The following is a 25,708-nucleotide window of genomic DNA, read 5'->3' as shown; positions in this document are numbered from 1 at the left end:
GTCCTTGTTGTTGTAGTGAAGTCAGGGTCATGCCTAGGCCTCGACGGTCATGTAGTGCTGTGCCTGGCTTGCCAGGCGGCGAATGTCGCTGGTGCATACCACGCTCTGCTGTTGGCTGAAGGCTTCGTGGTTCTGCTCGATGCGATTGAGCTGGTAGAGGTAATTGACCATCACCCCATGGGCCTGCTGCCACCCTTTGGGGGACGTGTCGGCGGGCCAGTTGAGGCGGTGCAGGCTGGCGCCATTCCCCAGGTGGAAGCGGGCCACCGGGTTGAGCGGCTGGCCGCTCTTGTGTTTGACCTCGGTGAGGTAGTAAGCCACCAGGCGCAGCAGCGCTTTCTGGTTCGCGGAAGGCGTATCGTGCTGTGCTAGCGTGCCTTCTTCCAACTGCTGTTCCAGCGCTTCGGGCAGCGTGACCGCCCCCGAGCGGCGCTGGGTGGCCAGCCACTCCGCAAAGCCGGGCACCGGGGAAAGGGTGACGAAGTTCTTCAACTGGGGCAGTTCACGGCTCAGCTCCTGCACGACCTGCTTGATCAGGAAGTTGCCGAAGGAAACGCCCTTGAGCCCCGCCTGACAGTTGCTGATGCTGTAGAACACGGCGGTGTCGGCGTCGGCCAGCGGCAGCTCTTCTTCGTTCTCCAGAATGGCCTGGACGTTGTCGGGAATGCCCTTGCACAGCGCGACTTCCACGAAAATCAGCGGCTCATCGCCCGTGGCAGGGTGGAAAAAGGCGTAGCAGCGGCGGTCTTCCGGGTCCAGGCGGCGGCGCAGCGCGGTCCAGTCGCTGATCTCATGCACCGCCTCGTAACGGATCAGTTTTTCCAGCACGGCCGCCGGGGTGTTCCAGTCGATGCTCTCCAGCACCAGAAAGCCGCGGTTGAACCACGAATTGAAAAGATGCGAAAAGTCGGCATCCAAGGCCGCAAAGGAGGGCGAGGCGCTGAGCCGTTTCAGCAGGTTGGCGCGCATCTTGACCAGCTCGTAGGTGCCTCCCGGGCAGAGGTTGAGGCGGCGCAGCAGGTCTTGCCGCCGGGGCTCGCAGGCGCTGAAAAGCCGTGCCAGGGCTTCGTTGTCCTGGCGCTCGCGGTACACTTGGTAGGCTGTGTGTATCTGTTCGGGGTCAGCCGAGTAGGCATTGGCCAGCAGCGAGAAAAACGCGTCCTGTTCCTGCTCGGTCAATTGGCTATAGTGGCTAAGGGCTGCTTGAGCGGTCAGTATTTGCGTGGCTTCGCCACCTGGCAGCATCAGCTTTTCACAAGCGTCGAACAGCCCCTTGAGGTGCACCTCGGGCGAGTAGGAGGTCACCGAGCGGTATTTGGTGCGGGTGCGTTCACTGATGTTCGTGAGCAAGCCCTGTAGAAACGTCATGTTCATCTGCATACATCTGGCTCCGCGCATGATTGTTATGAGATTGTGGCTGCAAGGATGTTTCGATGCGATGTGTTATATATAACAAATAGACTTTTAAAATATTTCAGTCAAGGGAAACAGAGGCGACTTATGGCTAAGGTGTCACAGGCACATCGACTGCGCGATCTACTGGAAGACGCCATCGTGGAAGGGCGCTTTCTTCCGGGCGACCGCCTGGACCCTGATGCGCTCGCGCTGGAGTATCAATGTTCCAGAACGCCCATTCGGGAAGCCATTCAGCAGCTGGCCATGTCGGGCATGGTGCAGGTGGTCGCCAAGCGCGGCACTTTCGTCACCGAGCTGAGCATTTCAGAGCTGGTAGAGCGGTTCGAGGTGATGGCTCAGTTGGAGGGGCTATGCGGCCGGTTGGCGGCGCGGCGCATTACTGCCGACGAGCTGGCGCTGCTGCAGGACGTTCACCGAGCCTGCCAGGCCAAGGTGGAGGCGGGCGACAGCAATGGTTACTACTACGAGAACAGCCTGTTTCACCAGCGCATCTACGAAGCCAGCCATAACCAGTTCCTGGCGCAGGAGGCCGCGCGGCTGCATGCCGCCCTGCAGCCTTATCGCAGAATGCAGCTACAGGTGCGCATGCGTCTGGAAAGCTCGTTTGCCGAGCACGACGCCATTGTGGCGGCGATAGCGGCAGGGGAGGCCCAGCAGGCGGAAACCCTGCTGCGCGACCATGTGATGATTCAGGGGGAGCGCTTCAATGACCTGGTGGCGTCGGTGCAGCAGCTCAAAAGGGCGTAGCCTGCCAGGCGCCTGATCGGCGCCCGGCAGGGAGCGCAGGTGCCAGCCTTACCGCGAGGCCGCCAGCGGTGTGGCCACGGTGGTATCCACCGCATCCGCCAGCATCTCGGCGGTGATGGCCGAGAGTGTCCAGCCCAGGTGGCCGTGGCCCGTGTTGTAGAACACCGTCGGCAAGCGGCCCGGGCCCACTTTGGGCAGCATGTTCGGCATCATCGGGCGCAGGCCAGCCCAGGGTACGACCCGCTGGGTGCTGACACCGGGAAAGCACTGCTCCACCCAGCGCACCAGCGGCTGAATGCGGTCGTTGCGAATGTCGCGATTGGCACCGTTGAACTCTGCGGTGCCCGCCACGCGGAAGCGGTCGTTGCCCAGGCGGCTGGTCACCAGCTTGGTTTCGTCATCCAGCAGGCTCACGGTGGGGGCGGCCTGTTGCGAGGCTTCGTCGTCCAGCTGCACGGTGATCGAGTAGCCCTTCACCGGGTAGATATTGACGCGATCACCCAGCTTGGCGGCCACCGCCCGGCTGCCGACCCCGGCACACACCACCACGCTGTCGAAGCTTTGCTGCACCGCCTCGCCATCGACCACCGCCTTGACCCAGGCGCTGTTCTCATCGGCGCCCAGGTCGGTCACCTGATGGCCGTAGTTCAGGCGCACGCCGCGTTTCGCAGCGGCTTTCGCCAGCCCATTGGTGTACTTGTGAATATCCCCCGTGGCGTCACTTTCGGTAAAGAAACCGCCGTAGTAGCTGCCGGCCAGTGTGGGTTCGATGGCGCGCATTTCATCAGGGGTCACCGCGCGGCGTTCGAGCCCGCCCTGGTGCAGTAGCTGCGATACCCTGGCGGCATGCTCATAGCCTGCCTTGTCGCGGTAGATATGCAGGATGCCTTTCTGCTTCACGTCGAAATCGATCTGCTCGTCACGGGCCCACTGGAACAGGTGTTCTCGGGCGGCGATGGCCAGGCGGGTCGTTTCGGTGGTGTTGTCGGCATAGCGAGGAATGGCGGCGATGAATTCCGCAAACCAGCTCAGCTTGTGCCAGCTCGGGCGCGGGTTCACCAGCAGCGGGGCGTCGTTCTTGAGCATCCAGCGCAGGCCCTTGATGACCGTGGGCCAGTGGTTCCACACCTCTGCGTTGGAGGCAGACAGCTGCCCACCGTTGGCAAACGAGGTTTCCATGGCGGCGTAGCGATGCTTTTCGAAGACGGTGACGTCGAAACCGCGCTTTACGAGGGCGTAGGCACTGGTGATGCCAGTGATCCCACCGCCAATGATGGCAATGCGTTGCATGAGTCTCTCCACAGATTGTATGAGCGTCGGGCGATACCCCCGGCAGCCTATTGGCCGGGCGTACCCCTTCCGTCATGGAACCTGAGAGATTCACGCCGCTGGAATGGCGCTTGCTCCTTCGGTGGGCTGAGTGACGCAGTCATCAACCGCTCTTCGGAACGTCATGGATGGCCGTCGCGGTCCGTTGGCCTGAGAGTTTCCGGGGTCGTTGCTCCTTCGGCGCTGGTGGCAGGCACCAGTCTCTCCCGCGATGGCATACTGACGTTGTAACGCGACGGTGCTAAAAAGGGAATAGGCGAAAGGTGGAAACATGAGCAGCAGCTGCTTTGCCAGCCACCGCGTTTTCGCTGACAATAGCGAATCCCTTCGAGCAATGGAAAAAGCGCATGCAGGCAAACGGATTTTTTGAGGGCATTGGCGAGGCGATTGGCGATGCGATCCGCATCGTGGTCGAGTTCTTGCTGGGTATCTTCACCAACTTTTTCGGTGCCTTCGACGATTTCATCGGCGGGCTGACGCGCTCGCTGGGCATCAACGACTCGTTTTTGAGCCTGGCGATTCTGCTGATTGGCCTGCTGGTACTGTGGGGCGGGCTGCGTGCGTTTTTGCGTGGCTCCATTATTGGCGGCATTTTCCGCACGCTGATCGGCCTGTTCATCCTGTCGTGGCTGATGATGTAGCGCCGCGGCGGGAGGGCAAACGCTAAGATGTCGGCTCGTCCGGCTGACTTCGGTAACGTTGGCTTGAGCGAATCTCATCTATCCATGACGCATTGTCATTTGCTTCTTTGGTGCATTTTGTCATCATTTGCACTCTTTTTGTGCAAAGGCGAGTGCGATGAAAACGTATCTTGGCAAGATGCGCGGAGAACGAACGCCGCGCCCCCGGGTAGGCTGGCGAGATGCCTGCTGGTCGTGGCTGGGTGCCTTTACTGGCATGGCGCTGATTTGCTGGCTAAGCGCCGAGTGGCTCTCCCAGCAGCTGTTGATCGTGGGCTCGTTCGGGGCAACCTCGGTGCTGATTTACGCCGCCCCGGAAAGCCCTTTTGCCCAGCCCAGCCATGTGCTGTTTGGCAGCGTGCTCTCTGCCTGTGTGGGCGTGGGCTGCTACCAACTGTTGGGGGCCACGCCGCTTTCCATGGCGTTGGCGGTGTCGCTCTCCATTTTGGTCATGCAGCTTACCCATACCGTTCACCCGCCAGGGGCTGCCGCTGCGCTGATTGCCGTGGCAGGCGGTGCCAGCGTGCATCAGTTGGGCTGGTGGTATCCGCTGATCCCCATTGGCGCAGGCTGCATCGTCATGCTGGTGGTAGCGATTCTGGTCAATAACCTGGCGCGCCACCGCCGCTATCCGCGCTACTGGTAGCGCTGTAGCTGCGCTTCCAGGGCAAAAATATGTGCATCCTCGGTGCCCAACTCGCGCAGCGCTTGGGCCAGGTTCAGCAAGTAAGCGCTGTTGGGGCCGCTGGGGCCATAGGCCTGGGCTATTTGCTGGGCGATATCGGCCAGCGGGGCATCGCCTAAAAACGCCGGGTTGTCTTCGCTGGCCAGATAAATCAGCCCCTCGCTAGGCGCTTGGTCGGCGTCAGGGTTACCCGTTTCATCCAAAAACGTCAGCGTGACTTTTTCCCGCAGGTAGCCGTTTTTCTCCCGCACATCCAACGGTGCGAGCACCTCTGGGGTGATGCGGTAGGCCATGCCGTGACACACCGTGCCTTCGGCCCGAATCAACGTCGCCACTCGCCCCGGCGCGTCCGGCGTGCCGCGGTGGTCGTGGGAGCCCTGCCAGAAGCGCCGCGCCCAGCCGGTAATCGCTGCAGGCCGGCGCTCTAAATAGTCAAAATCGGCTTTCCAGATCAGCGAACCGTAGCCAAAAAGCCAGATATCCGCATGGCCGTCGAAGAAGTTTCTTTGCTGGTTTAACGTCGTGGTATCAAGCAACATAAGCGATCTACATTTGTGACCAAAGTGGCTGCACGCGCATGGCGTTAACGGTGGTTCATCATCCGGGTTATACGATTGATTTACCAGCTAGACGTAGTGCTCTATGACGCGGGCGTGGATGTGCATCACGACGACCGTCTAGGCTACCTCTCACTGAGCAGCGGCGGCCTCTACGCCCGCGACCGCTATGTGCTCGACCTGCGCCGCCACGCGGCCATTCCCGTGGCGGCGGCAGACGTACTGGCGGCTCATTAACGCTCCGATTGAAAAGGATGAACCCGATGCGCGCTATTTTTCTGGTCGATAACGGCTCTCTGCGGCCTCAGGCAACCCACAGCCTGCGCCGGGTGGCGGCAGCGCTGAGCGAACAGGTGGGCGACACCGTTCAAGCGGCTTCGCTGCTGCACTCCAACAAGATTCCTGCTGAAGAGGTCGATGGTATTCCGGCCATTACCCTGGGCCCCGCCGCCGAGCGCAGCGCCGAAGCGGGGGCCACCGAGATCATCGTGCTGCCGTACTTCTTTGGCCCCAGCCAGGCGCTGACCGGCTACTTGCCCGAGCGGATGGCGGCCCTGCAGGCCCGTTTTCCCCAGGTGAAAGTACGCGTTGCCCAGCCGCTGGTGGACGAGCGGGGCGGTAACGACCTGCGCCTGGCCGCGCTGCTGGCCGATCACGTGCGCGCGCAGTTGCCCGATCGGCAGGCGGCCAGGGTGGCGCTGGTAGACCACGGCAGCCCGCTGCCGGAAGTCACTGCCGTACGCAACCGCTTGGCGGGGCAGCTCAGCGCGCTGCTGGCCGATGACGTGCACTGCGTGGCGGCAGCCTCCATGGAGCGCCGAGAAGGCGATGCATACCGCTTCAACGAGCCGCTGCTGGAGCATCTGCTGGATACGCCCGAGTTCAGCGCCAGCGGCGACGTGGTGCTGGCCATGCTGTTTCTCTCGCCTGGCCGCCATGCCGGGGAAGGTGGCGACATCGCCGAGATTTGTGCCGCCGCCGAACAGCGCCACCCAGGCCTGCGGGTGCGGCCGACGGCGCTGGTGGGCGAGCATCCTGCGATTGTCGATATCCTGGCCACGCGACTTCGCCAAGCACTTGATGGCGAACGCTTTCTACTGGAAATGCCCGCCCAGCCGCCAAACGCCTGACGACCGGAAACGCGCCGAGGAGATGTAACGCCGCCCAAAGGCGCGTAGAATCGCGTGCTTTTGCACGCGTGCCGCTCTTCCACCAGGGCTATTTCGCCAACCAGGGTTTCTATCTTGATCGCAACCGCCAATATCACCATGCAGTTCGGGGCCAAGCCCCTGTTCGAAAACGTCTCCGTCAAGTTCAATAACGGCAATCGCTACGGCTTGATTGGCGCCAACGGCTGCGGCAAGTCTACCTTCATGAAAATCCTCGGCGGCGAACTGGAGCCCTCCTCAGGGCAGGTGATGCTGGACAGCAGCACGCGGCTGGGCAAGCTGCGTCAGGACCAGTTTGCCTATGAGAACGAGCGGGTGATCGACACCGTCATCATGGGCAACGCGGAGCTGTGGAAAGTAGCCGCCGAGCGGGAGCGGATCTACTCGCTGGCCGAGATGAGCGAAGAAGACGGCATGGCCGTGGCCGACCTGGAAGTGCAGTATGCCGAGCTGGATGGCTACACCGCCGAGTCCCGCGCGGGCGAGCTGCTGCTGGGGCTGGGCATTCCGCTGGAGCAGCACACCGGCCCCATGAGCGAAGTCGCCCCCGGCTGGAAACTGCGCGTGCTGCTGGCCCAGGCACTGTTCTCCGACCCGGACGTACTGCTGCTCGACGAGCCCACCAACCACCTGGACATCAACACCATCCGCTGGCTGGAAGATATTCTGAAAGCGCGCAGCAGCACCATGGTGATCATTTCCCACGACCGCCACTTCCTGAACAGCGTCTGCACCCACATGGCCGACCTGGATTACGGCGAGATCACCCTGTTCCCCGGTAACTACGACGACTACATGACGGCGGCCACCGCTGCGCGTGAGCGTCAGTATGCCGACAACGCCAAGAAAAAAGCGCAAATTGCCGAGCTTCAGCAGTTCGTCAGCCGCTTCTCGGCGAACGCTTCCAAGGCCAAGCAGGCCACCTCCCGGGCGCGCCAGATCGACAAGATCAAGCTGGAAGACATCAAACCCTCCAGCCGCGTCAGTCCGTTCATTCGTTTCGACCAGAACAAGAAGATTCACCGCAACGCGGTAAACGTCGATGCCATTACCAAAGGCTACGACGGCGAGCCGCTGTTCAAGCGTTTTTCCATGACCGTGGAAGCGGGTGAGCGGATTGCCATTATCGGCCCCAACGGCATTGGTAAAACCACCCTGCTGAAAACCCTGGCCGGTGACCTGCGCCCCGATGCTGGCGAAGTGAAGTGGACCGACGCCGCCGAGCTGGGCATCTTCGCCCAGGACCATGCCGACGACTTCGCCAATGACGCCACCCTGTTCGAGTGGATGAGCCAGTGGACCAAAGGGGGCGAGCAGGTGGTGCGCGGCGCGCTGGGCCGCATGCTGTTTTCCAGCGACGATATCGGCAAATCGGTGAAGGTGATTTCCGGCGGCGAGCAGGGGCGGATGCTGTTCGGTAAGTTAACGCTCACCAATCCCAACGTGCTGCTGATGGACGAGCCCACCAACCACCTGGACATGGAGTCCATCGAAGCGCTCAACCTGGCGCTGGAGAACTACCCCGGCACGCTGCTGTTCGTCAGCCACGACCGCGAGTTCGTCTCCAGCCTGGCCACGCGCATCATCGACATGCAGCCGGAGGGCATCGTCGACTTCAGCGGCAGCTACGACGACTACCTGCGCAGCCAGGGCGTGATCTGAGTCAGCCGATGATCTGCGCGTAAGTGGATTCGCTGGCCGGTTCTCGGTCAGCGTCCAGCATGTCGCCGCTGAAGGTCTCGTTCATCTCCTTGGCGAGCTCTACATACACGTGCATCTGCTGATTGCGACGTTTATGCAGCGGCGGCTTCACCAGCAGGCTCACACCACGGATCGGCTCGTGGGTTTCGCCCCTCAGCAGGTCGGGCATTTCCCCCGGCGGAAAGGCATTGGCCACGGTGACGGGGTTGGAGGGCTGCTGGCCGTCGATCAGAAAGACTTTCTTGATGGCATCGTAATGGGCGCCTTTTTCCCTCAGCCACTCGGTCAGTCGGGCATCGGTCGAGGCATCCGGCTGATTGAAGATGACGAACAGCGAATGCTGTTTTACCTTGCCGGTTCGTTTGGTGGACGGCGGCGGCGGAGGCTCTTCAGCGGGCGGGGGCGTGGTGTCCTTGGCCACGGCGGGGGTGGGCTCTACGGCCTTTTCCCTGGCACGCCGCCGCTTGGGCATGACGACGTAGATGAAGATCAACGCGGCCACCACGCCCAGTAACAAGGAGGCGAAAGCCAGCAGTACGGGAAGAGAAGTCATATCCATGGAGTGAATCCCTGTTGTCCGTTAACGCCTAGGCGCTATTCAACCGCCAGATGGAAGCATTGAGCGCCAGGGCCAGCGCGACCCATAGCCAGTAAGGCACCATCAGCCAAGCAGCGAGGGCATTGACCTGGGCAAATAGTGCGATGGTGAGCGTAATCAACCCCAACAGCAGCACGATATCCGCCAGCGCCGCCGCAATACGCTTGCGCCCAAAGAAAAGCCAGGACCACGCCGCATTGGCCAGCAATTGCGCGCCATAGACGGCCAGGCTGGCACTGCGCAGAGGCGCATCTTCGGTCATGTAGACCCGCCATGCCGCGATGGCCATCAGCAGGTAAAGAATACCCCAGGCAATGGGAAAAGCGAGGTCGGGCGGTGTCCAGCGGGGCTTGCGCAGTGCCCGGTACCAGCCGTCAGGGCGAAAGCGTGCCCCCGTCATGGCGGCGGCTCCCACCAGCAGTAGCGAGACGAGCAGCGCCATCAAAGAACCGAACATGAGCGACCTCTCCAGCAGTAGGGGTATCGCGTTAAAACGATAGAATCAACAGATTAACAGCGTTTCACGCGTTCAAGGCATAAAAAAAGCACCACCTGAGTGATGCTTTTCATGCTTAAGGGTTCCCCCCGGTGGGGAAACCCCGAACACGCGTTGGCCTGAAATGCTTAGCCGATACGGTCGTAACCGTTATCCAGGAAAGGATAATCGGTGTAGCCCTTTTCGTCGCCGCCGTAGAAGGTTTCGTGGTTCGGCTCGGTCAGCGGAGCGTTGATGCGGAAACGCTCCGGCAGGTCCGGGTTGGCGATGTAAGGGCGGCCAAAGGCCACGGCATCGGTGGTGTTTTCCTTGATGCGCGCTTCGGCACGTTCGGCGTCGTAGTTGCCGCAATAGATCAGGCTGCCGCTGAAGCGCTCGCGCATCTGCTCGCGGAAACCATCGGGGAAGTTGATATCGCCACCGGCCCAGTTGGGCTCGTTCAGGTGCAAGTAGGCCAGGCCGCGCTTGGAAAGCTCTTTGGCCATGTAGAACGCCATGGCTTCCGGCTCGTCGTCGGTCAAGCCAAACAGCTCGATGAACGGCGTCATGCGGATGCCGACACGCTCAGCACCAAACACCTCCACCACGGCATCGACCACTTCCAGCGGGAAGCGGGCACGGTTTTCCAGCGAGCCGCCGTACTGGTCGGTACGCTGGTTGGTGCCGGTGGCCAGGAACTGGTTCAGCAGGTAAGCATTGGCAGCGTGTACTTCGACCATGTCGAACCCTGCCCGCTTGGCGCGAATGGCCGCCTGACGGTAATCCTCCACGATACCGGGAATCTCGTCGGTCTCCAGCGCGCGGGGCGTGCTGGTGGGGTGCTGGCCCGCGGTGCCGTCTTCGAACTCGACGAAACACTGGGCGCCTTCCCCTTTCAGGGCGCTGGGGGCAACCGGCTGCTGGCCATCGGGCTGCACCATCTCATGGGAAACGCGGCCCACGTGCCATAGCTGCAGGGCAATCCGGCCACCCTTGGCATGCACGGCATTCACCACCCCTTTCCAGCCCGCTTCCTGCTCATCGGTCCAGATGCCGGGCGTATAGACATAGCCACGAGCCGTAGGGGAGATATTGGTGGCTTCGCTGATGATCAAGCCCGCGCCTGCACGCTGGCCGTAATAAGCTTCCTGCATCTTGCCCGGCACGCTATCCGGCGTGCGCGAACGGGTCAGCGGCGCCATGATGACGCGGTTAGGAAGATTCAGGCTACCCAGCGTGGTGGGGGACAGCAGCGTTTCGTACGCCATGAGGCAAACTCCTTGTAACGCGGTGAGAGTGACAGTGGCAAAAGAATAGACCAGTTTACTACCTGGTGCCAATGATTGAGCCAGTGCCAACGATTAACCTATGAACGTATTAGTGGGGACGCTTCAGCAAAACAAAACCCCTCCGGAGGAAATTAAGCGGGGAAGGGCAAGGGAAGAGCAGGTGTTTGATTCACTGGCGCTGCCAAGGCCAGCGGCGCTTGGCGGGCGTGTCGATCTGCCCGATGGCGCTGGTGAGCGGCAGCATGATAGCGCTGAGCTGGCGGTGGCAGACGGCGCTGCTGAGCACGCCGGGGCACTGCTTGAGCAGCAGGTCGCACTGCTGCGAGGCGATGAACAGCTGCTCGACCACCGCCGGGGCGAACAGCGGCTTGGCTTGCTGGCAGCAGCGGGTCAGCTCGCGGGAGAGCAGGGAGAGCATGCTGCTATCCAGCCAGCAGGGCAGCGGGTCTTCCAGCCGTCCTGCAATCGAGTGCTGAACGGCTTCAAACGACGTGCGTAAAAACAGCAGGGTTTGACGAAGCTGGCGCTGTTCACTGGTCATGGGACGTTCCTTCACCTCAACGGCTCTTTCTCTGCCAGGGGGATGGCTAAAAAGAGAGTGTTTCTCATTTGCATCTTTGGTGAAGATAGCCTCCTTCAATCGCAGTGTCAATCACAGGCTATGAGCGGGCAGGCTGACATTCGCCAACCCATGGGTGCTGTAAGTGCCATCAACGCTTAGCGTGTCAGCAGGTAAACCCCCTGCAGGAAGTAGAACACCCCAATGCCGGTGACGATCCAGCGGGTCCAGGTGCGGAAGTTGGCATCGGTCAGGCGGTGCAGGATCCGCGTGCCGGTTTGGGTGCCCAGCATGGCAAAGGGCGCAGCCAGCAACACCATGGCCCACTCGCCAGCGCTGAGTGCCAGCGCTGCCCCCAGGTAAAAGATGATCTTGATGGAGTGAGCGACGACCTGAATCATCGCCTTGGTGGCCACCACCTGGCGGCGGTCCATGTGGGAGCGCACGAAGAAGATGTCGATCAGCGGACCAGACACCCCGGCGGCGATGGTCAGGCCGCCGGAGGCCAGGCCGCAGCACACGGCATGGCTGGGACGTTTGGCGTCCAGTTGAAACCAGTGTTTGGGCATCCAGACCAGCAGCGGCATCAGGCCGATCAGCAGCGACACCGTCGCCGCGTTGGGTGCGTAGTTGAAGAGCAGCAGTAACCCGGCGGCGCTCGTAACCCCCAGTGTCATGAGCGCCACGATCCGCCAGACGATGAAGTGTCGCGATAGCCACGCCCGCGACGCATTGGCGGTCAGCTGAATGACCCCATGTACGGCCATGGCGGTGCCCGCCGGGAAGATCACCAGCAGAAACCACAGCAACACCAGCCCGCCCGCCATGCCAAACACGCCAGACAGCAGGGAAGTAAAAAACACCACGCCAACGAATAAGCTACCTACCAACAGGGTCATGATGCGTGCCCTCAGCTACGGCAAAAGGGCCAGACCTGGTAGAAGCGTCGACACTGAAATTCGGCTTCACAGCTGTTCAGCTGGGCTTGATAACGCCCGGCTCGCTGGGCGACCTGGCGGCCCGCGCTGAGCACGTGGGGCTTATTGCGGTAGGTGCCACGCTGATAGCCGCCCGCGCCTTCATGGTAGGCGTAATAAAGGTGTTCGGGGTTGCTCAGGGAAATGCCGGTTTGCGCGCGGGTGCGGGCGTTGTACCAGCCGATGAAGTCGGTGGCGTGCTTCATGTGAGTGCGCCGCGCAAACATGCTGCCAGCCTGGTCGCGGTATTCGCCCCACACCGGGTCCTGTGCCTGGGCATAACCCCTGGCCGATGAAGGGCGCGGGCCGGGAATGAAGCCCAGGTAGCGCTTGCGGTCGGGGCGCACATGGCTACGGAACGAGGACTCCTGCTGAATGAACGACATCTGGGTGGCAATCGGCGTGCCCCACTGCTCCTGAGACTCCCGCGCATAGTCGTACCAGCTGGGCTGCTCGCGGAAGATTTCGCAGATGTTGCTCTGGTCCTGTGGCGGGCTGGGCGCCAATGAGGCACACCCCGACAGCAGCAACAGCGCCGCGATGCTCAACCATAGGCGCCAGGCCAGAGAGTTATCAACAGGGCGATGCATAGGACGTTCCTTATGAATAAATGGTTATACGGGGTCAGTGCCCCTGGCGCAGCAGTGGTTCCAGGCAGCGGCGCAGGCGCTGCGCTTCGCGTGCCAGGGTTTCCCCCGACAGCATACCCACCCCCATCACCAGGCCCACGCGAGGGTCAGAGGCGGCGCACACCGGGCTCAAAGGCCGCACGATCAAGTGCTCTTTCAGCAGCGCCTGGGCGATGGCCACGTCGTTGACGCCCGGCGCGAACTCCACGCACAGGCTGATGGCACTGCTGGGCGGCGAGACCGAGCGCACCTGGGGCAGCGAGCACAGTTGGTCGTGCAGCACCTGCTGGCGGCCTAGATAATCCCGTTGAATACGCCGACACCAGGCATCCAGGTCGCCGTCGAAGATGAACTGGGCCAGCACCGCCTGGTCCAGCATGCGGCCCTCGCGAAACAGCTCGCTGCGCAGGCGGTTCATCGGCCCCGCCAAGTGGCGTGGCACCACCAGATAGCCCAGCCGCAGGCCGGGAAACATCATCTTGGAGAACGAGCCTACCAGCAAATGGCGCTCAGAGGTGGTATCAAAAAGTAGATTGGCATGATCGTCCCGGTTGAACTCGTAGTCATCCTCGACCACGTAGCGGGGCGCAAGCGCCTCGCACAAGCGCTGCTTGTGGGCAGCACGGGTCGGCACGCTGAGCGGGTAGTGGTGCGAGCCGGTGAGGTAAGCCAGCGTGACCGGGCTGGAAGCGGTGGGCAGCGTATGGCCCGTGTCCGGCCGCCAGGGCAGCATGTCGATGTTCAAGCCCGCCGCCGTGAAGACGTTGCGCGCGCCCCAGTAACAGGGCGACTCCATGGCCACCGTGTCGCCCACATCCGCCAGGGCCACGGCGCACAGCTCGATGCCATTGTGGGTGCCGTCGGTAATGATGATCTGCTCGGTATCGCAGTGAATATTGCGCCAGCGGGCCAGAAATTCGCGGATGGCCCGCTTCAGCGGCCCGTAGCCGCCGGTGGAGTAGGAGAGCAGCAGGGCGTTTTGCGGCACCGTGACGCTGGCATAGAGCTGGCGCCACTTGCGCATCGGGAACTGGGCAATGTCCGGGATGCCCGGCACGAAAGCGCCGCTTTGAATCATGCTGGCCCCAGGCCCCTGCAAGACGCGCTGAGCGCGACGCGAAAGCCGAGGCGGCAGCGGGGGCTCGTGCGCTGGCGCGCTGGGCTTGCAGGTCCAGGTGCCCTGGCCGTGGCCGGTGGTCAGCAGGCGCTCCTCCTGCAGGGTGGCCATGGCCAGGGCCAGCGTTTGGCGGGCCACGCCGAAGGCCTCTGCCAGGGCGCGGTGCGAAGGCAGCCGCAGCCCACCAGGCCACTGCTGAATGATGGCCTGGCGCAGCGCCTGCTCTATTCGTACCTGCTTGCTGAGCCGTTCAGGCTGCAGTGCATAAAGTTGTACGCATTGGTGCAACACCCGCTCGCGATCCATGAAATTGCCTCTTTTTTTCTGCCAGGCCGCTCACGATCAGCCTCTTAGACGAAAGCATCATGCGGAACATGCACCTCCATGGTGCATTAAAAAAGTGGTCTAGTCGAACGCCAAAGTGGTCCATTACGCGGTTTGGCAGCCACCTGCTAGCGTGACGTTATTCCCTTGTCGGAATCAGGACACTGCGCCCAGAGCGCCAACCATAATCTCCAAAAACGTGCAGGAAAACGATAATGACGACTCCCTCTTCTGAACAGGACAAGCTCGTCCGAGTGCTGGCCCGGGGCGACGTATTGGCCCTGGCCTTTGGCGCGATGATCGGCTGGGGCTGGATTGTACTGACCGGCACCGCCATTCAATCCGCCGGTAGCCTGGGCGCTATTTTAGCCTTTATCGTCGGCGGTCTGGCGATCGTGATGGTCGGCCTCACCTACGCCGAGCTGGCCTCGGCCATGCCCAGGGTGGGCGGCGAGCACGTCTACAGCTACCGCGCCCTGGGCCACTTGCCCTCGTTCCTGTGCACCTGGGCCATCATTCTGGGCTACTTGAGCGTAGTGGCGTTCGAAGCCGTGGCGCTGCCCACGGTCATCGAGCACCTGGCCCCCAACTACGCCGTGGGCCACCTGTGGACCATCGCCGGCTGGGAAGTGAAAGCCACCTGGGTCGCCGTGGGCGTGGGCGGTTCGCTGGCCATGATGATCATCAACTACTTCGGCGTAACCACCGCGGCGCTGATTCAGAAAGTCGTCACGGGCATGATTCTGCTGGTGGGCGTCATGTTTGTCACGGGGGCGCTGTTCGAAGGCGAAACCATCAACATGATGCCGCTGTTCACCCAGGCCGATACCGGCGTGGTGGCGGGCATCGTCGCGGTGCTGGTCATGGTGCCGTTCCTGTTCGTGGGGTTCGATGTGATTCCCCAGGCCGCCGAAGAGATCAACCTGCCGTACAAGGCCATCGGCAAGGTACTGATGATGTCGGTGATCCTGGCGGTGGTGTGGTACGCGCTGATCATCCTGGCCACCAGTCTGGCCCTGAACAGCACCGAGCTGGCCGCCAGCTCCCTGAGCGTGCCGGATGCCATGGGCAGCCTGTTCAACGCCCCCTGGGCCAGCAACCTGATGGTATTGGCCGGTATTGCGGGCATCATCACCAGCTGGAACGCCTTCTACATTGGCGGTTCACGGGCCATTTACGCCTTGGCCAAAGCGGGCATGCTGCCTGCGCCGTTTGCCAAGCTGCACCCGCGCTATAAAACGCCCACCAACGCCATTTTCCTGATGGGCTTTCTCTCCTGTATCGCGCCGTTTTTCGGCCGTCCGGCGCTGGTGTGGATCGTCAATGCCGGTGGCCTGGGCATCGTGATCGCCTACCTGTTCGTGGCCATCTCCTTCGTGGTGCTGCGGGTTCGCGAGCCGGAGATGGAGCGCCCGTTCCGCATTCGTCACGGCAAGCTGTGCGGCACCCTGGCCGTGGTGCTCTCCTTCGGCATGGCCTGCCTCTACCTGCCCGGTAGCCCGGCGGCCCTGAGCGGTGCGGAGTGGTCGATCTTCGCGGGCTGGTCTTTGCTCGGGGTGGGGCTGTACATCCACGCCCTGCGTACCTACGGCCGCGCCTACAGCGACCGCCACATGCTGGCGGATCTATAAACCCCTTCCAACACCCTAATAGTAGGAGCACGCCATGAGTTTTATCGAACAGTGGTTGCACGATGCCGTACCGGCCCTGGTGGGCGGTGAATGGCGCAAGGGCCAGCAGACCTTTGCGGTGGACAACCCCGCCACCGGCGAGACCATCGCCCATGTGGCGGACTTGAGCGCCGACGACACCCGCGACGCTGTGGCCGCCGCTTACGAAGCCGGTGCCGCCTGGCGCGCCACCCCGGTGAAACAGCGCTCGGCCCTGCTGCGCCGCTGGTTTGAGCTGGTCAATGAGCACGCCGACGACCTGGCCCGCCTGATGACTCTGGAGCAGGGCAAGCCGCTGGCGGAAGCCAAGGGCGAAGTGACCTACGGCGCCTCGTTCATCGAGTTTTTCGCCGAAGAAGCCAAGCGCATGGCCGGGGAAACCCTGCCCAGCCACGGTGCCGACAAGCGCCTGCTGGTACTGCGCGAGCCGGTAGGTGTGGTGGCCGCGATTACCCCGTGGAACTTCCCGCTGGCGATGATTACCCGCAAGTGCGCCCCGGCCCTGGCCGCCGGTTGCACCGTGGTCATCAAACCCGCCGAAGCCACCCCGCTCACCGCGCTGGCCGCCGCCTACTTGGCGCTGGAAGCGGGCCTGCCCGCCGGTACCATCAACGTGGTGACGGCCTCCAAGCCCGCCGCCGTGGGCGAAGTGCTCACCACCGATGCGCGGGTGCGCAAAGTGTCGTTTACCGGCTCTACCCCGGTGGGTAAGCACTTACTTGCCCAGTGCGCCAGCACGGTGAAGAAAACTGCCATGGAGCTGGGCGGCAACGCCCCGTTCATCGTCTTCGATGACGCCGACGTGGACGCCGCCGTGGACGGAGCCATCGCCTCCAAATTCCGCAACGCCGGGCAAACCTGCGTATGCACCAACCGCTTCCTGGTGCAGGACGGCATTTACGATGCCTTCGTCGCCAAGCTCACCGAACGCGTGAACGCGCTGAAGGTAGGCGACGGCCTGGCCGACGGCAGCATCATCGGCCCACTGATCAACCAAGCAGCGGTGGATAAAGTGCAGCGCCACGTCGATGACGCGATAAATAAAGGCGCACGGCTGCTGTGCGGCGGCCAGCCCCACGCGGCGGGCGAGCGCTTCTTCACCCCCACGGTGCTGGCGGATGTGACCACCCAAATGGCCGTGGCCGATGAAGAGACTTTCGGCCCAGTCGCGCCGGTGTTCCGCTTCAAGCAGGACGAAGAAGCCATCTCCATGGCCAACGACACGCCGTTTGGCCTGGCCGCCTACTTCTACGCCACGGATTACCGCCGCATCTGGCGCACCATGGAAGCGCTTGAATACGGCATGGTCGGCGTCAACGAAGGCTTGATCTCTACCGAGCTGGCGCCGTTTGGCGGCGTGAAGGAGTCCGGGTTGGGCCGTGAAGGCTCTCACCACGGATTGGATGAATTTACCGAACTGAAATACGTCTGCGTAGGCGGCCTGTAAAGAGAACGATGATGACTAACCAAGAACTGAACGACCTGAAAAACCGCTTCGTGGCCAACGGTGCCGCCACACCCACCACCCAGTTTGCCGAGCGTGCCGAAAACGCCGAGCTGTGGGACGCCGACGGCAACCGCTGGATCGACTTCGCGGGCGGCATCGGCGTGCTCAACCTGGGCCACCGCCACCCGAAAATCGTGGCCGCCGTGGAAGCGCAGCTCAAGAAAGTCATGCACACCAGCGCCGCGGTGATCTCCTACGCGCCCTACGTGCAGCTGTGCCAAAAGCTCTGCGAACTGACGCCGGTACGCGGCCCCGAGCGCAAGGCCATGCTGGTGAACACCGGCGCCGAAGCGCTGGAAAACGCCGTGAAGATCGCCCGCGCTGCCACTGGCCGCACCGGCATCATCACCTTCGATGGCGCCTTCCACGGCCGCACCATGATGACCCTGGCGATGACCGGCAAGGTGCTGCCCTACAAGAACGACTTCGGCCCCATGCCGGGCGATGTGTTCCGCGCCCCGTTCCCCAACCCGCTGCACGGCATCAGCGAAGAAGCCTCGCTGAACGCCATTCGCACGCTGTTCAAGACCGATATCGCCCCGCACCGCACGGCGGCCATCGTCATCGAGCCGGTACAAGGCGAAGGCGGTTTCTACATCGCCTCACCGGACTACCTGAAAGCCCTGCGCACCCTGTGCGACGAGCACGGCATTCTGCTGATCGCCGACGAAGTGCAGTCCGGCTTCGCCCGTACCGGCAAGCTGTTCGCGCTGGAACACAGCGGCATCGAAGCGGACATTCTCACCACCGCCAAGAGCCTCGCCAACGGCATGCCGCTTTCTGCTGTGGTCGGCACCGCCAAGGTGATGGACGCCTCCGGCCCCAACTCCCTAGGCGGCACCTACAGCGGCAACCCGCTCTCCTGCGCAGCGGCCCTGGCGGTGATCGACGCCATCGAAGAAGAGAACATCCTGGCCCGCAGCGAGCAGATGGGTAAGATGCTGGCCGAACGCTTCGCCGTTTGGGAAGAACGCTTCCCCGCCGTCGCCCACGGTCGCCAACTCGGCGCCATGGCCGCGTTCGAACTGCTTGATAGCGAAGGCAAGCCAGATGCTCAGATGACGGGTGCGCTATGTGCCAAAGCACGGGAGAAAGGCCTGATCCTGCTGTCGTGTGGCTTCTACGGCAACAGCATCCGCATCCTGGTGCCGCTGACGGTATCGTCTGCGGTGCTGGAGGAGGGGCTGAGCATTATCGAGGAATCGTTGGAAGCGCTTAGCTAGTAGCCTTCTAAGCGGCACTAAGCCCGCCCATCGTCAGGTAGCGTAAGCTGTTGGCGATGGGTGGGTTGAAAGCTCAAAGCCGAGATAGTTAGATTTCCTAAGAATTTTGTGCCAATCTGGAGTTCGTAGGGTGGATGAGAAAAATAGCAAGACATGTGGCCTTCCAATGAGGAGGTGTTGCAAATACAGTGAAGCGCGAGTTTTAGATATGCAGCCTAAAAAATTAATAAATATGAAAATCAAAGGTTTGGGAGCATGAGGCAGGCTATATTTTAGGAAAATCATGTCGGCGCTTTCATCCAATCATAGAAGGCGCTGCCTAATACCTGTTAGGTTTCAAAACTATGAAAGATCCGTGGGAAGAAAGGACTAAACCCAGCATAGATCACATAGCCTCTTTGTTTGAAAATGAGGTGCTGGGTGCATTCTTGGCCGGTCACCTGATTCTTGAGTCAGTGTTGGTATTAATGCTCGAAACGACCCCTAAAGACTCCGATAAAGGTAAGTATTTCGATTGGAGCTTTTACAGAAAAATTAATGCTGCTGAAGCAAGAGGGCTGATTCATAATGAAATGGCGTGCTTTCTCCATGAGGTAAATGGGATAAGAAACCGGTTGGCGCACAAATTAGATACACCAATTTCATTTGATGAGGCCTTTTTTCTTGCTCAGAAGGCAGCTGCTGGTGGTGTGGATTTTTCTGATGACACGATTCATTCTGATCGTATGAAGTCAGAAGAATGGTATGGGATTCATGGAATAGTCCAAGAAGTTTTCCAAAATGCTTCTCAGGATTTGCTCTTCTTGCTAGAAGATGATGATCATATAACGAACTTCGTGTCTGACAATGAAATATAAAAAATCAATCAACTAGGCGCCTGCTGTGCCGGACAGACTACACTGCTCTTCGCTCTGTTAAGCTGCCGGTTATTTAGGTGTTAGGCTCAATATGTACGCTGTCGACCCACATGACTCTCTTGTCCCTATTTTCGTGGAGCACTTAAGCTCTGGAAAAATCGAGCAGATTGGAACCGGTATATTTATTGAGCTCCAAGGAGCCCCTTTTCTTTTAACCGCAGCACATGTCACCGATATAGCAGAGTATGGTAGCTTAATGGCCCCGACTATACATGGCATATCTGCAATTGATGGATATATGGCATATGTGGATTTATTGCCTGAAAGCAAAAGGGAGGAAGATGCTGTTGATATAGCTTATTTCAAGCTGGACACTAATTATGCTAGAAGCCTAACTGCTTTTTTCAAGCCTTTACATCAATCTAGGTGCGATATTGTTCATGATTTAGCCGAGCCAGGTGTTTATTCTGTATGCGGCTACCCTGCAAGCAAGGCGCGTCAAAAAGGTGATTTTTTTAGCTCCGAGTTTGCATCCTACCGTGGCCTTTCTGCAAGAAGTGAAATATACGACGAACTTGGTTTAAATAGTGAATCGAATCTTGTCATTCACTTTCGTAAGAAAAATGCCGTCTCCCCATTAAATGGCAAAAAAATGAATCCCCTTAGCCCACGCGGCGTAAGTGGTGGTGGCATATTTGCTTGGCCTGCTGGGCATGAGTTTTCTAACGACTGGTCTCTTACTCGTTTAGTAGGCATATTTCATACCTATAAAGAGAGAAAAGGCCTAATGATTGGCACTAACCTCATACCTGTATTCACGGCAGTGCAGCTTGGGGCAATGAAAAATTATGGCTGTGTTGAGTGACCGCCCAGCCTAACAACTGATTCAAATCGTTAGCTTCGCTCACTAGGGTGGATTAAAGCATTTTACTTAATCAAAATTAGAAACTTTATGGTCAACTGAGAAAACACATTCTGACAGTTTCTCGAACAGGTCGCAGGCAAGGTAAAGTCGTGTATCTAAACGCTTGGTTAGAGATGTTAAAGCAATAAATTAGCCAAAGCATTTTGCTTATGTCCTGGTTTGCTCGATGCGACGCGTGTAGGTAATGGCCTTGTTAAATAGAATGCGATCGCCACTGGGACGCATGATTAGCTATGCTGAGTCGGTGCTAATGTGGCCACTTCCTCTATCAAAGAGAATAGTGAGCCTTATCCAAGTATAATAGCTACCTATCCACTAACCCGCCCTCACCAAACAACAAAAGCTGCTGCCGATTATCAGCCTTCGCTTTTTTACCACGCCGAGCCGCAGGCCGCCGCTGACTAGCCAGCTTCTCCACAATCGCCTGACTGGCATCGCGGGCTTCCGGCGTTCGGCGCAGTTCGTACAACATCTTCTTCCAGTGGCGCGCTTCGGCTTCGAAGTCGTTGGGGATGGGGTAGTCAACGCCCGGCTGAAAGCCGAAGCGTTTTTGCAGGCTTTCCGGTAGTGCCCAGGGTTTGGCGCGCCATTCCTGGGGCAGGGGCGAAAGCTCCGGCACCCAGCGGGCGATGAATTCGCCGGTAGGGTCGTTATCTTCTGCTTGCTTGATGGGGTTGTAGACCCGCAGGGCGTTGGTGCCGGTGGCGCCTGCCTGCATCTGCACCTGGGGGTAGTGAATGCCGGGTTCGAAGTCGGTGAATAGCCGCGCCAAATGTAAGGCTGGCTCAACCCAGTGCAGCCCCAGGCCGAAGGTGGCGTGGGAGAGCAGCATGGCGCGCATGCGAAAGTTGATCCAGCCGGTGGCGGTCAGGCTGCGCATGCAGGCATCCACCAGCGGCACGCCGGTTTGACCCTGTTTCCAGGCGATCAGGTGCGGGTGTTCCGGGTCGCGCTCCCGCAGGCCGCGCAGCGCCGGGTGCAGGGTTTGCTGCTCGATGCTGGGTTCGCTTTCCAGCTTTTGAATGAAGTGGCAGTGCCAGTAGAGCCGCGAGGTAAAGGCGCGCAGCGAGCGGGCCCAGGCGGTGTCGTCGGCGTGTTTTTGGCGCTGGCGGCGCAGGGATTGCACCACTTCGCGCATCGAGAGCGTGCCCCAGGCCAGGTGCGGGGAGAGCCGCGAACCAAACTCCCAGGCCAATAACGGTTTGGAAAGCGAGCCGCGATAGCGCCGCCCGCGCTGCGTAATAAAGCTCAACCACAGCGCGCGGCCTTCGCTGCGCCCGCCGCGCTGGCGTTGGGGGCAGGGCGTGGTATCGAACCCCAAGGTCAGCGAGGGCAGTTGCGTTACGTCTACGTGATGAAAGGCTTCCCAACCGGGTGCGGCCACCGCTGCTTGTGGCGCGGGGCAGGTGGGGGCGGCCATCAGAGTTTCCCAGTGGTTTTCCCAGCGGGATTGGTGCCCGGTGCGGCTGCTCAACCCGCGAATCACGCCCTGCTGGCGGGCTTCCTGCCAGGGCACCTGGTGGGCCTGGCACCAGGCCTGAACGCGCTGGTCCCGCGCGAAGCTCCAGGCGTTGCCGGTCTCCTGGTGGGAGTGCAGCACCAGTTCGCCGTAGTGGGCTTTGAGGGCGGCCAGGCACTCCAGCATATCGCCTTGCCACAGGCAGAGCGGCAGGCCCAGGGTGTCGAGCGCCTGGGCCAGGTCAACTAGCGAATCGGCGGCAAACTGCCAGTGGCGCAGGGCGCTGTCGGGCGCTTGCCACTGGTCGGGCTCGATGGCAAACAGCGGCAGCACCGGGCCTACCGCTGCGGCGTTGGTCAGCGGTACGTGATCGTGAATGCGCAAATCGCGTTTGAACCAAACGACCTGAAGGGGTGCCTGAGCCATGAGCCGTAACGCCTGTTCGTCGCAATCTATTCGTGATGAACGGAAGACGTTACCATCAAGCCAGCGTTGGCGTAATCACTCTATCTACTCCCGATCAACAGGAGAGTCTCGATGTACATTGCCATGAACCGTTTTCGGATTGCCCCAGGCCGCGAAGAGGATTTTCTGGAGGTGTGGCGCAACCGCGATTCCCACCTGGAGGAAGTGCCGGGCTTCAAGGAGTTTCACATGCTGCAGGGCAAAAGCCAGGAAGAGCACACCGTGTTCATCTCCCACAGCGTGTGGGAATCTGAAGAGGCCTTCCGCGCCTGGACCAAGTCAGAGGCTTTCCGCAAGGCCCACGCCAATGCCAAATCGCCGGAAGGCATTTACCTCGGCCCGCCCAAGTTCGAAGGCTATGAGGTAGTGCTGTAAGGCCCCAGGCCCTTGGCTCCAAGCCGCCGTCAGGCAAGCGCCAGCCCCACCGCGAGCAGCAGGCTGTAAACCAGCGTGGAAAGCGCGGTTTTCTTGAGCATGCCCGTTAGCTGCTCGCCATTTTCGGTGCGGCTGAGCGTGCGCCCGGCGTCGTAGAGCGGCTTGGCCACCACCAGGCAGCTCCAGCCCACCCAGGGCACGGGCAGCCACACCAGATACCCCAGCGTCAGCAGCAGGGCGGCGCCCAGAAGCGCCCAGTGGTAGAGAACGGCCCGCCGTTTGCCCAGCCTCACGGCCAGCGTCATCTTGCCGTGGCGGGCATCGCTGTGGATGTCGCGCACGTTATTGACGTTGAGCACGGCGGTGGCCAGCAAGCCGCACACGGCGGCGGGCAGTATGGCCAGCCCGTTCAGGCTCTGGGTATGCAAGTAGAGGGTACCCAGCACGCCCAGCAGCCCAAAAAACACGAACACCGCCACATCCCCCAGCCCACGATAGCCATACGGCTTGCCGCCCAGCCCCACGGTGTAAGTGATGGCCGCTAGCAAGGACGCGGCTCCCAGCAGCACGAACACCAGCCAGCTGCGCAGGTCGCTGCCAAAAGCGACGAACAGCAGCGATAACCCCGCTATGGCCGCCGCCAGCCCGGTGAGCAGCATGCCCCGGCGCATGGCGTCTGGGGTCAATAGCCCGCTGGCCACCGCCCGCACGGGGCCGGTGCGGCTAGCATCGTCCACCCCCGATTGGGCATCGCCATAATCGTTGGCCAGGTTGGAAAGCACCTGCAGCAGAATGGCCGTGAGCAGCGACAGCAGCAGCACCCCACCCTGAAAGCCACCCGCCTGCGCCGCCATGCCCGAACCCAGCAGGATCGAGGCGCAGGCCAGCGGCAGGGTGCGCAGCCGTGCGGCGAGCAACCAGGCATGAAGTGGGCGGTGTGGGGTGGTGTGTTCCATGGTGAGCATTCCTGTTGCAGTCGCTGAACTGGTCAGCGTGGCCGGTCGGTGTAGCCATCGGGCAGAGTAAACATTCAACTCTGTATCATTAATGGCAAAAACCACGACCTGGGTCAAAAAAGAGGTATCCGTCCTGACGCACACTGGGGCTTCCCCCTGAAAGTGAACGTGGCAGGAGTCTACGCGATGATCGGCGAGTTTTTCAGACAAAACAAATATGCTGCCCTGGTTTGGCTACTGTTGAGGCTGTACCTGGGCATTACCTGGCTGACCCTGGGCATCGGCAAGATGACCGGCGGCTTCAATGCCGAAGGGTTTTTGCGCAACGCCGTGGCCAACCCGGTCATGCGCGAAGGCAGTATGGTCTACCCCAACTACGTGGCGTTTCTGGAGCATGTCGCGCTGCCGTATGCGGATGTGATCAACGTGATGATCCCGCTGGGGGAAGTGCTGGTGGGGCTGGGGCTGATCGTGGGCGTGTTGACCTGCTATGCCGCTTTCTTTGCTATCGTCATGAACATGTCGTTCTTGATGGCGGGCACGGTGTCCACCAACCCCTGGATGATCGCCCTGAGCTTTTTCCTGCTGGTGGCCGGTGCCAACGCCGGGCGCTATGGCGGCGACCGCTGGGTGCTACCCTATATCAGGCATCGGTTGTCAGGGAAGTAACGACTATGCAGGTGATCCAGGCCGCGAAGGCGCTGGCAGCACAGCTGTCGGCGCTGGACCTTTTGGCATGCCGGGGTACGCAGAGCCTGAGCGTGCCCTGCGAGGTGGAGGATTTGGTGGGGTGGTTGAACGCACAGCGCGTGACGCCCCGCCTTTATTGGCAGCCGCGTGAGGCCTCGGCGGCGGGCTATGCCGTGCTGGGCGAAGCGCGAGCGTTTGACTCTCTGGTGGCGCTGCAGGTCGATATGCAGGCTCAAGCCCAAGCTCAAGCTCAAGCCCAGCCCGACAGCGGCTCACCCGACTATTTCGGCGGGGTGGCCTTCGATGCCCAGTCGGCGGGTTGGCCCGGGTTTGGTGACTGCCGCTTCATACTGCCCCGGGTGTTGCTCAAGCGTCAGCAGGGGCGATGCACGCTTTCCGTGAACCTGCGCTTCGATGACCGCCCTCCCGCCGAAGAGCTGGCCGCCGCCCAGGCGTGCCTGGCGGCCATCGCCCCGGAACAGCCGCTGCCCCCGGTAGCCCATGGCAGCTACCAGCGGTGTGATACGCCCACTCGGCCGGAGTGGGGCCGCTGGGTGTCGCAGGTGACCCAGCCCGAACGGCTGCAGCAGCTTCCAAAAGTGGTGCTTTCCCGAGAAACCTGCCTGACCGCCGAGCGCGTGCCCAGCCCCTGGGCCTTGCTGGGGCGCTGGCAGGCCGAGGCGCGGCACTGCTTCCATTTCGGGGTGCAGTGGGCGCCCGGTACGGCGCTGATTGGCTGCTCCCCCGAACGGCTCTACCGCCGCCAGGGCCAGCAGCTGATCACGGAGGCACTGGCCGGTACGGCCCGGCGGGGGCGTGACACGGTGCAGGACGAAGCGCTCGCCGGGGCGCTGCTGGCCGATAAAAAGAACGGCCTGGAAAACCAGTGCGTGTACCAGCAGCTGTTGACCCAGCTGGAGCCGCTGGCCCAGCGCCTGGAGATGGGGGAGGCCCACGTGGTGCCGCTGCGGTCCGTGCAGCATATTCGCCGCGAAATTCACGCCGAGCTGCACCCCTTCATCACCGACCAGCAGCTGCTCAGCGTGCTGCCCCCTACGCCCGCGGTCGGCGGCACTCCGCGGTCGGCGGCGCTGGCCAGAATCCGTGAGCTGGAGCGCCACGCCAGGGGCTGGTACGCCGGTGCTTTTGGCCGCGTGGGGCATGACTCCAGCGAGCTGGCGGTGTCGATTCGCTGTGCCCAGGTCAGCGATACGGCGATCCGCCTGTATGCGGGGGCGGGTATCGTGGCGGGGTCGCAGGCCGAAGACGAGTGGCACGAGCTGGATGCCAAGATTGCCGATATTCTCTCGCTGCTGGGAATGGGATAAG

General features: G+C 61.3%; 26 protein-coding genes and 2 riboswitches. Of the genes, 14 read left to right on the top strand and 12 right to left on the bottom strand.

Annotated elements, in window-relative coordinates:
- Positions 1 to 33: 33 nt before the first annotated feature.
- Positions 34 to 1,380, bottom strand: a complete 1,347-nt coding sequence (locus tag FEU76_RS04895) for a malonyl-CoA decarboxylase (protein ID WP_313955435.1) — start codon at positions 1,378 to 1,380, stop codon at positions 34 to 36.
- 120 nt (positions 1,381 to 1,500) lie between these two features.
- On the opposite strand from FEU76_RS04895, the gene FEU76_RS04890 reads away from it, so the two are divergent.
- A complete protein-coding gene (locus tag FEU76_RS04890; protein ID WP_096921976.1) occupies positions 1,501 to 2,163 on the top strand; it encodes a GntR family transcriptional regulator in 663 nt (220 codons plus the stop codon).
- Between the two features lie 48 nt (positions 2,164 to 2,211).
- Here FEU76_RS04890 and FEU76_RS04885 read toward each other — a convergent pair whose 3' ends face one another.
- Positions 2,212 to 3,453 (bottom strand): D-amino acid dehydrogenase, encoded by a 1,242-nt coding sequence (locus tag FEU76_RS04885; protein ID WP_039175082.1) that lies wholly within the window; start codon positions 3,451 to 3,453, stop codon positions 2,212 to 2,214.
- A 59-nt stretch (positions 3,454 to 3,512) separates the two neighbouring features.
- Positions 3,513 to 3,620: riboswitch (glycine riboswitch) on the bottom strand.
- Positions 3,621 to 3,711: riboswitch (glycine riboswitch) on the bottom strand.
- 128 nt (positions 3,712 to 3,839) lie between these two features.
- On the opposite strand from FEU76_RS04885, the gene FEU76_RS04880 reads away from it, so the two are divergent.
- Positions 3,840 to 4,133, top strand: coding sequence for a hypothetical protein (locus tag FEU76_RS04880; RefSeq protein ID WP_016915216.1), 294 nt, complete (start codon positions 3,840 to 3,842; stop codon positions 4,131 to 4,133).
- A gap of 157 nt (positions 4,134 to 4,290) precedes the next feature.
- Entirely contained in the window at positions 4,291 to 4,818 is a 528-nt protein-coding gene (locus tag FEU76_RS04875) for an HPP family protein (RefSeq protein WP_054645337.1), read from the top strand.
- Here the strand turns inward: FEU76_RS04875 and FEU76_RS04870 are convergent.
- Positions 4,809 to 5,396 carry a gamma-glutamylcyclotransferase gene (locus FEU76_RS04870; protein ID WP_144980874.1) on the bottom strand — a complete coding sequence of 196 codons (588 nt, stop codon included), beginning with the start codon at positions 5,394 to 5,396 and terminating at the stop codon, positions 4,809 to 4,811. The genes FEU76_RS04875 and FEU76_RS04870 overlap by 10 nt on opposite strands.
- Before the next feature lie 75 nt (positions 5,397 to 5,471).
- Between FEU76_RS04870 and FEU76_RS04865 the strand changes: the two genes are divergently transcribed.
- The 3 genes from FEU76_RS04865 to FEU76_RS04855 all read left to right on the top strand — a co-directional run bounded on the left by FEU76_RS04865 (position 5,472) and on the right by FEU76_RS04855 (position 8,245).
- Positions 5,472 to 5,651, top strand: coding sequence for a hypothetical protein (locus FEU76_RS04865; RefSeq protein WP_186299093.1), 180 nt, complete (start codon positions 5,472 to 5,474; stop codon positions 5,649 to 5,651).
- Positions 5,652 to 5,677: 26 nt separating this feature from the next.
- The gene (locus FEU76_RS04860) at positions 5,678 to 6,544 is read left to right on the top strand and encodes a sirohydrochlorin chelatase (protein ID WP_096921980.1); all 867 of its coding nucleotides are present in this window, start codon (positions 5,678 to 5,680) and stop codon (positions 6,542 to 6,544) included.
- A 114-nt stretch (positions 6,545 to 6,658) separates the two neighbouring features.
- Positions 6,659 to 8,245, top strand: coding sequence for an ABC-F family ATPase (locus tag FEU76_RS04855; protein WP_039175087.1), 1,587 nt, complete (start codon positions 6,659 to 6,661; stop codon positions 8,243 to 8,245).
- Position 8,246: 1 nt separating this feature from the next.
- Here the strand turns inward: FEU76_RS04855 and FEU76_RS04850 are convergent, their stop codons facing one another.
- From FEU76_RS04850 to FEU76_RS04820, 7 genes are all read right to left on the bottom strand, one after another.
- Positions 8,247 to 8,843, bottom strand: a complete 597-nt coding sequence (locus FEU76_RS04850; protein WP_096921981.1) for a cell division protein ZipA C-terminal FtsZ-binding domain-containing protein — start codon at positions 8,841 to 8,843, stop codon at positions 8,247 to 8,249.
- A gap of 28 nt (positions 8,844 to 8,871) precedes the next feature.
- Positions 8,872 to 9,339: a TspO/MBR family protein gene (locus FEU76_RS04845; protein ID WP_144980872.1), complete on the bottom strand. Its 468-nt coding sequence runs from the start codon at positions 9,337 to 9,339 to the stop codon at positions 8,872 to 8,874.
- 167 nt (positions 9,340 to 9,506) lie between these two features.
- A complete protein-coding gene (locus FEU76_RS04840) occupies positions 9,507 to 10,625 on the bottom strand; it encodes an alkene reductase (RefSeq protein ID WP_144980869.1) in 1,119 nt (372 codons plus the stop codon).
- Positions 10,626 to 10,815: 190 nt separating this feature from the next.
- Positions 10,816 to 11,187, bottom strand: coding sequence for a hypothetical protein (locus FEU76_RS04835; protein ID WP_144980866.1), 372 nt, complete (start codon positions 11,185 to 11,187; stop codon positions 10,816 to 10,818).
- Between the two features lie 176 nt (positions 11,188 to 11,363).
- Positions 11,364 to 12,104 carry a sulfite exporter TauE/SafE family protein gene (locus tag FEU76_RS04830; RefSeq protein WP_039175092.1) on the bottom strand — a complete coding sequence of 247 codons (741 nt, stop codon included), beginning with the start codon at positions 12,102 to 12,104 and terminating at the stop codon, positions 11,364 to 11,366.
- An 11-nt stretch (positions 12,105 to 12,115) separates the two neighbouring features.
- A complete protein-coding gene (locus FEU76_RS04825) occupies positions 12,116 to 12,772 on the bottom strand; it encodes a transglycosylase SLT domain-containing protein (protein ID WP_052196287.1) in 657 nt (218 codons plus the stop codon).
- Positions 12,773 to 12,806: 34 nt separating this feature from the next.
- Entirely contained in the window at positions 12,807 to 14,234 is a 1,428-nt protein-coding gene (locus FEU76_RS04820) for an aminotransferase-like domain-containing protein (RefSeq protein ID WP_096921986.1), read from the bottom strand.
- Positions 14,235 to 14,467: 233 nt separating this feature from the next.
- Here FEU76_RS04820 and FEU76_RS04815 point away from each other — a divergent pair, with 233 nt between their 5' ends.
- The 5 genes from FEU76_RS04815 (at position 14,468) to FEU76_RS04795 (ending at position 20,374) form a co-directional block, all read left to right on the top strand.
- Positions 14,468 to 15,883, top strand: a complete 1,416-nt coding sequence (locus FEU76_RS04815) for an APC family permease (protein ID WP_039175094.1) — start codon at positions 14,468 to 14,470, stop codon at positions 15,881 to 15,883.
- A gap of 34 nt (positions 15,884 to 15,917) precedes the next feature.
- Positions 15,918 to 17,369 carry an NAD-dependent succinate-semialdehyde dehydrogenase gene (locus tag FEU76_RS04810; protein ID WP_144980863.1) on the top strand — a complete coding sequence of 484 codons (1,452 nt, stop codon included), beginning with the start codon at positions 15,918 to 15,920 and terminating at the stop codon, positions 17,367 to 17,369.
- Between the two features lie 11 nt (positions 17,370 to 17,380).
- On the top strand, positions 17,381 to 18,652 hold the full coding sequence (gene gabT / locus FEU76_RS04805) for a 4-aminobutyrate--2-oxoglutarate transaminase (RefSeq protein ID WP_144980860.1): 1,272 nt from the start codon (positions 17,381 to 17,383) through the stop codon (positions 18,650 to 18,652).
- Positions 18,653 to 18,996: 344 nt separating this feature from the next.
- The gene (locus FEU76_RS18550; protein WP_186299092.1) at positions 18,997 to 19,509 is read left to right on the top strand and encodes a hypothetical protein; all 513 of its coding nucleotides are present in this window, start codon (positions 18,997 to 18,999) and stop codon (positions 19,507 to 19,509) included.
- A gap of 91 nt (positions 19,510 to 19,600) precedes the next feature.
- Complete coding sequence (locus FEU76_RS04795; protein WP_144980857.1) at positions 19,601 to 20,374, top strand: hypothetical protein; 774 nt, start codon at positions 19,601 to 19,603, stop codon at positions 20,372 to 20,374.
- A 364-nt stretch (positions 20,375 to 20,738) separates the two neighbouring features.
- Here FEU76_RS04795 and FEU76_RS04790 read toward each other — a convergent pair whose 3' ends face one another.
- Positions 20,739 to 22,319 carry a cryptochrome/deoxyribodipyrimidine photo-lyase family protein gene (locus FEU76_RS04790; protein ID WP_144980854.1) on the bottom strand — a complete coding sequence of 527 codons (1,581 nt, stop codon included), beginning with the start codon at positions 22,317 to 22,319 and terminating at the stop codon, positions 20,739 to 20,741.
- A 111-nt stretch (positions 22,320 to 22,430) separates the two neighbouring features.
- Here FEU76_RS04790 and FEU76_RS04785 point away from each other — a divergent pair, with 111 nt between their 5' ends.
- Complete coding sequence (locus tag FEU76_RS04785) at positions 22,431 to 22,733, top strand: antibiotic biosynthesis monooxygenase family protein (protein ID WP_144980851.1); 303 nt, start codon at positions 22,431 to 22,433, stop codon at positions 22,731 to 22,733.
- A 29-nt stretch (positions 22,734 to 22,762) separates the two neighbouring features.
- Here FEU76_RS04785 and menA read toward each other — a convergent pair whose 3' ends face one another.
- The gene (gene menA / locus FEU76_RS04780) at positions 22,763 to 23,689 is read right to left on the bottom strand and encodes a 1,4-dihydroxy-2-naphthoate octaprenyltransferase (RefSeq protein ID WP_016915195.1); all 927 of its coding nucleotides are present in this window, start codon (positions 23,687 to 23,689) and stop codon (positions 22,763 to 22,765) included.
- Between the two features lie 186 nt (positions 23,690 to 23,875).
- Here menA and FEU76_RS04775 point away from each other — a divergent pair, with 186 nt between their 5' ends.
- Both FEU76_RS04775 and FEU76_RS04770 read left to right on the top strand, forming a co-directional pair.
- Entirely contained in the window at positions 23,876 to 24,358 is a 483-nt protein-coding gene (locus FEU76_RS04775; RefSeq protein WP_016915194.1) for a DoxX family membrane protein, read from the top strand.
- A gap of 5 nt (positions 24,359 to 24,363) precedes the next feature.
- Positions 24,364 to 25,707 carry an isochorismate synthase gene (locus tag FEU76_RS04770; RefSeq protein WP_144980848.1) on the top strand — a complete coding sequence of 448 codons (1,344 nt, stop codon included), beginning with the start codon at positions 24,364 to 24,366 and terminating at the stop codon, positions 25,705 to 25,707.
- Position 25,708 lies beyond the last annotated feature (1 nt).

The sequence above is a fragment of the Halomonas sp. C22 genome, from assembly GCF_007655045.1.
In the GTDB taxonomy this organism is placed as follows: domain Bacteria; phylum Pseudomonadota; class Gammaproteobacteria; order Pseudomonadales; family Halomonadaceae; genus Vreelandella; species Vreelandella hamiltonii.
This window is presented reverse-complemented; position numbering and strand designations above follow the sequence as displayed.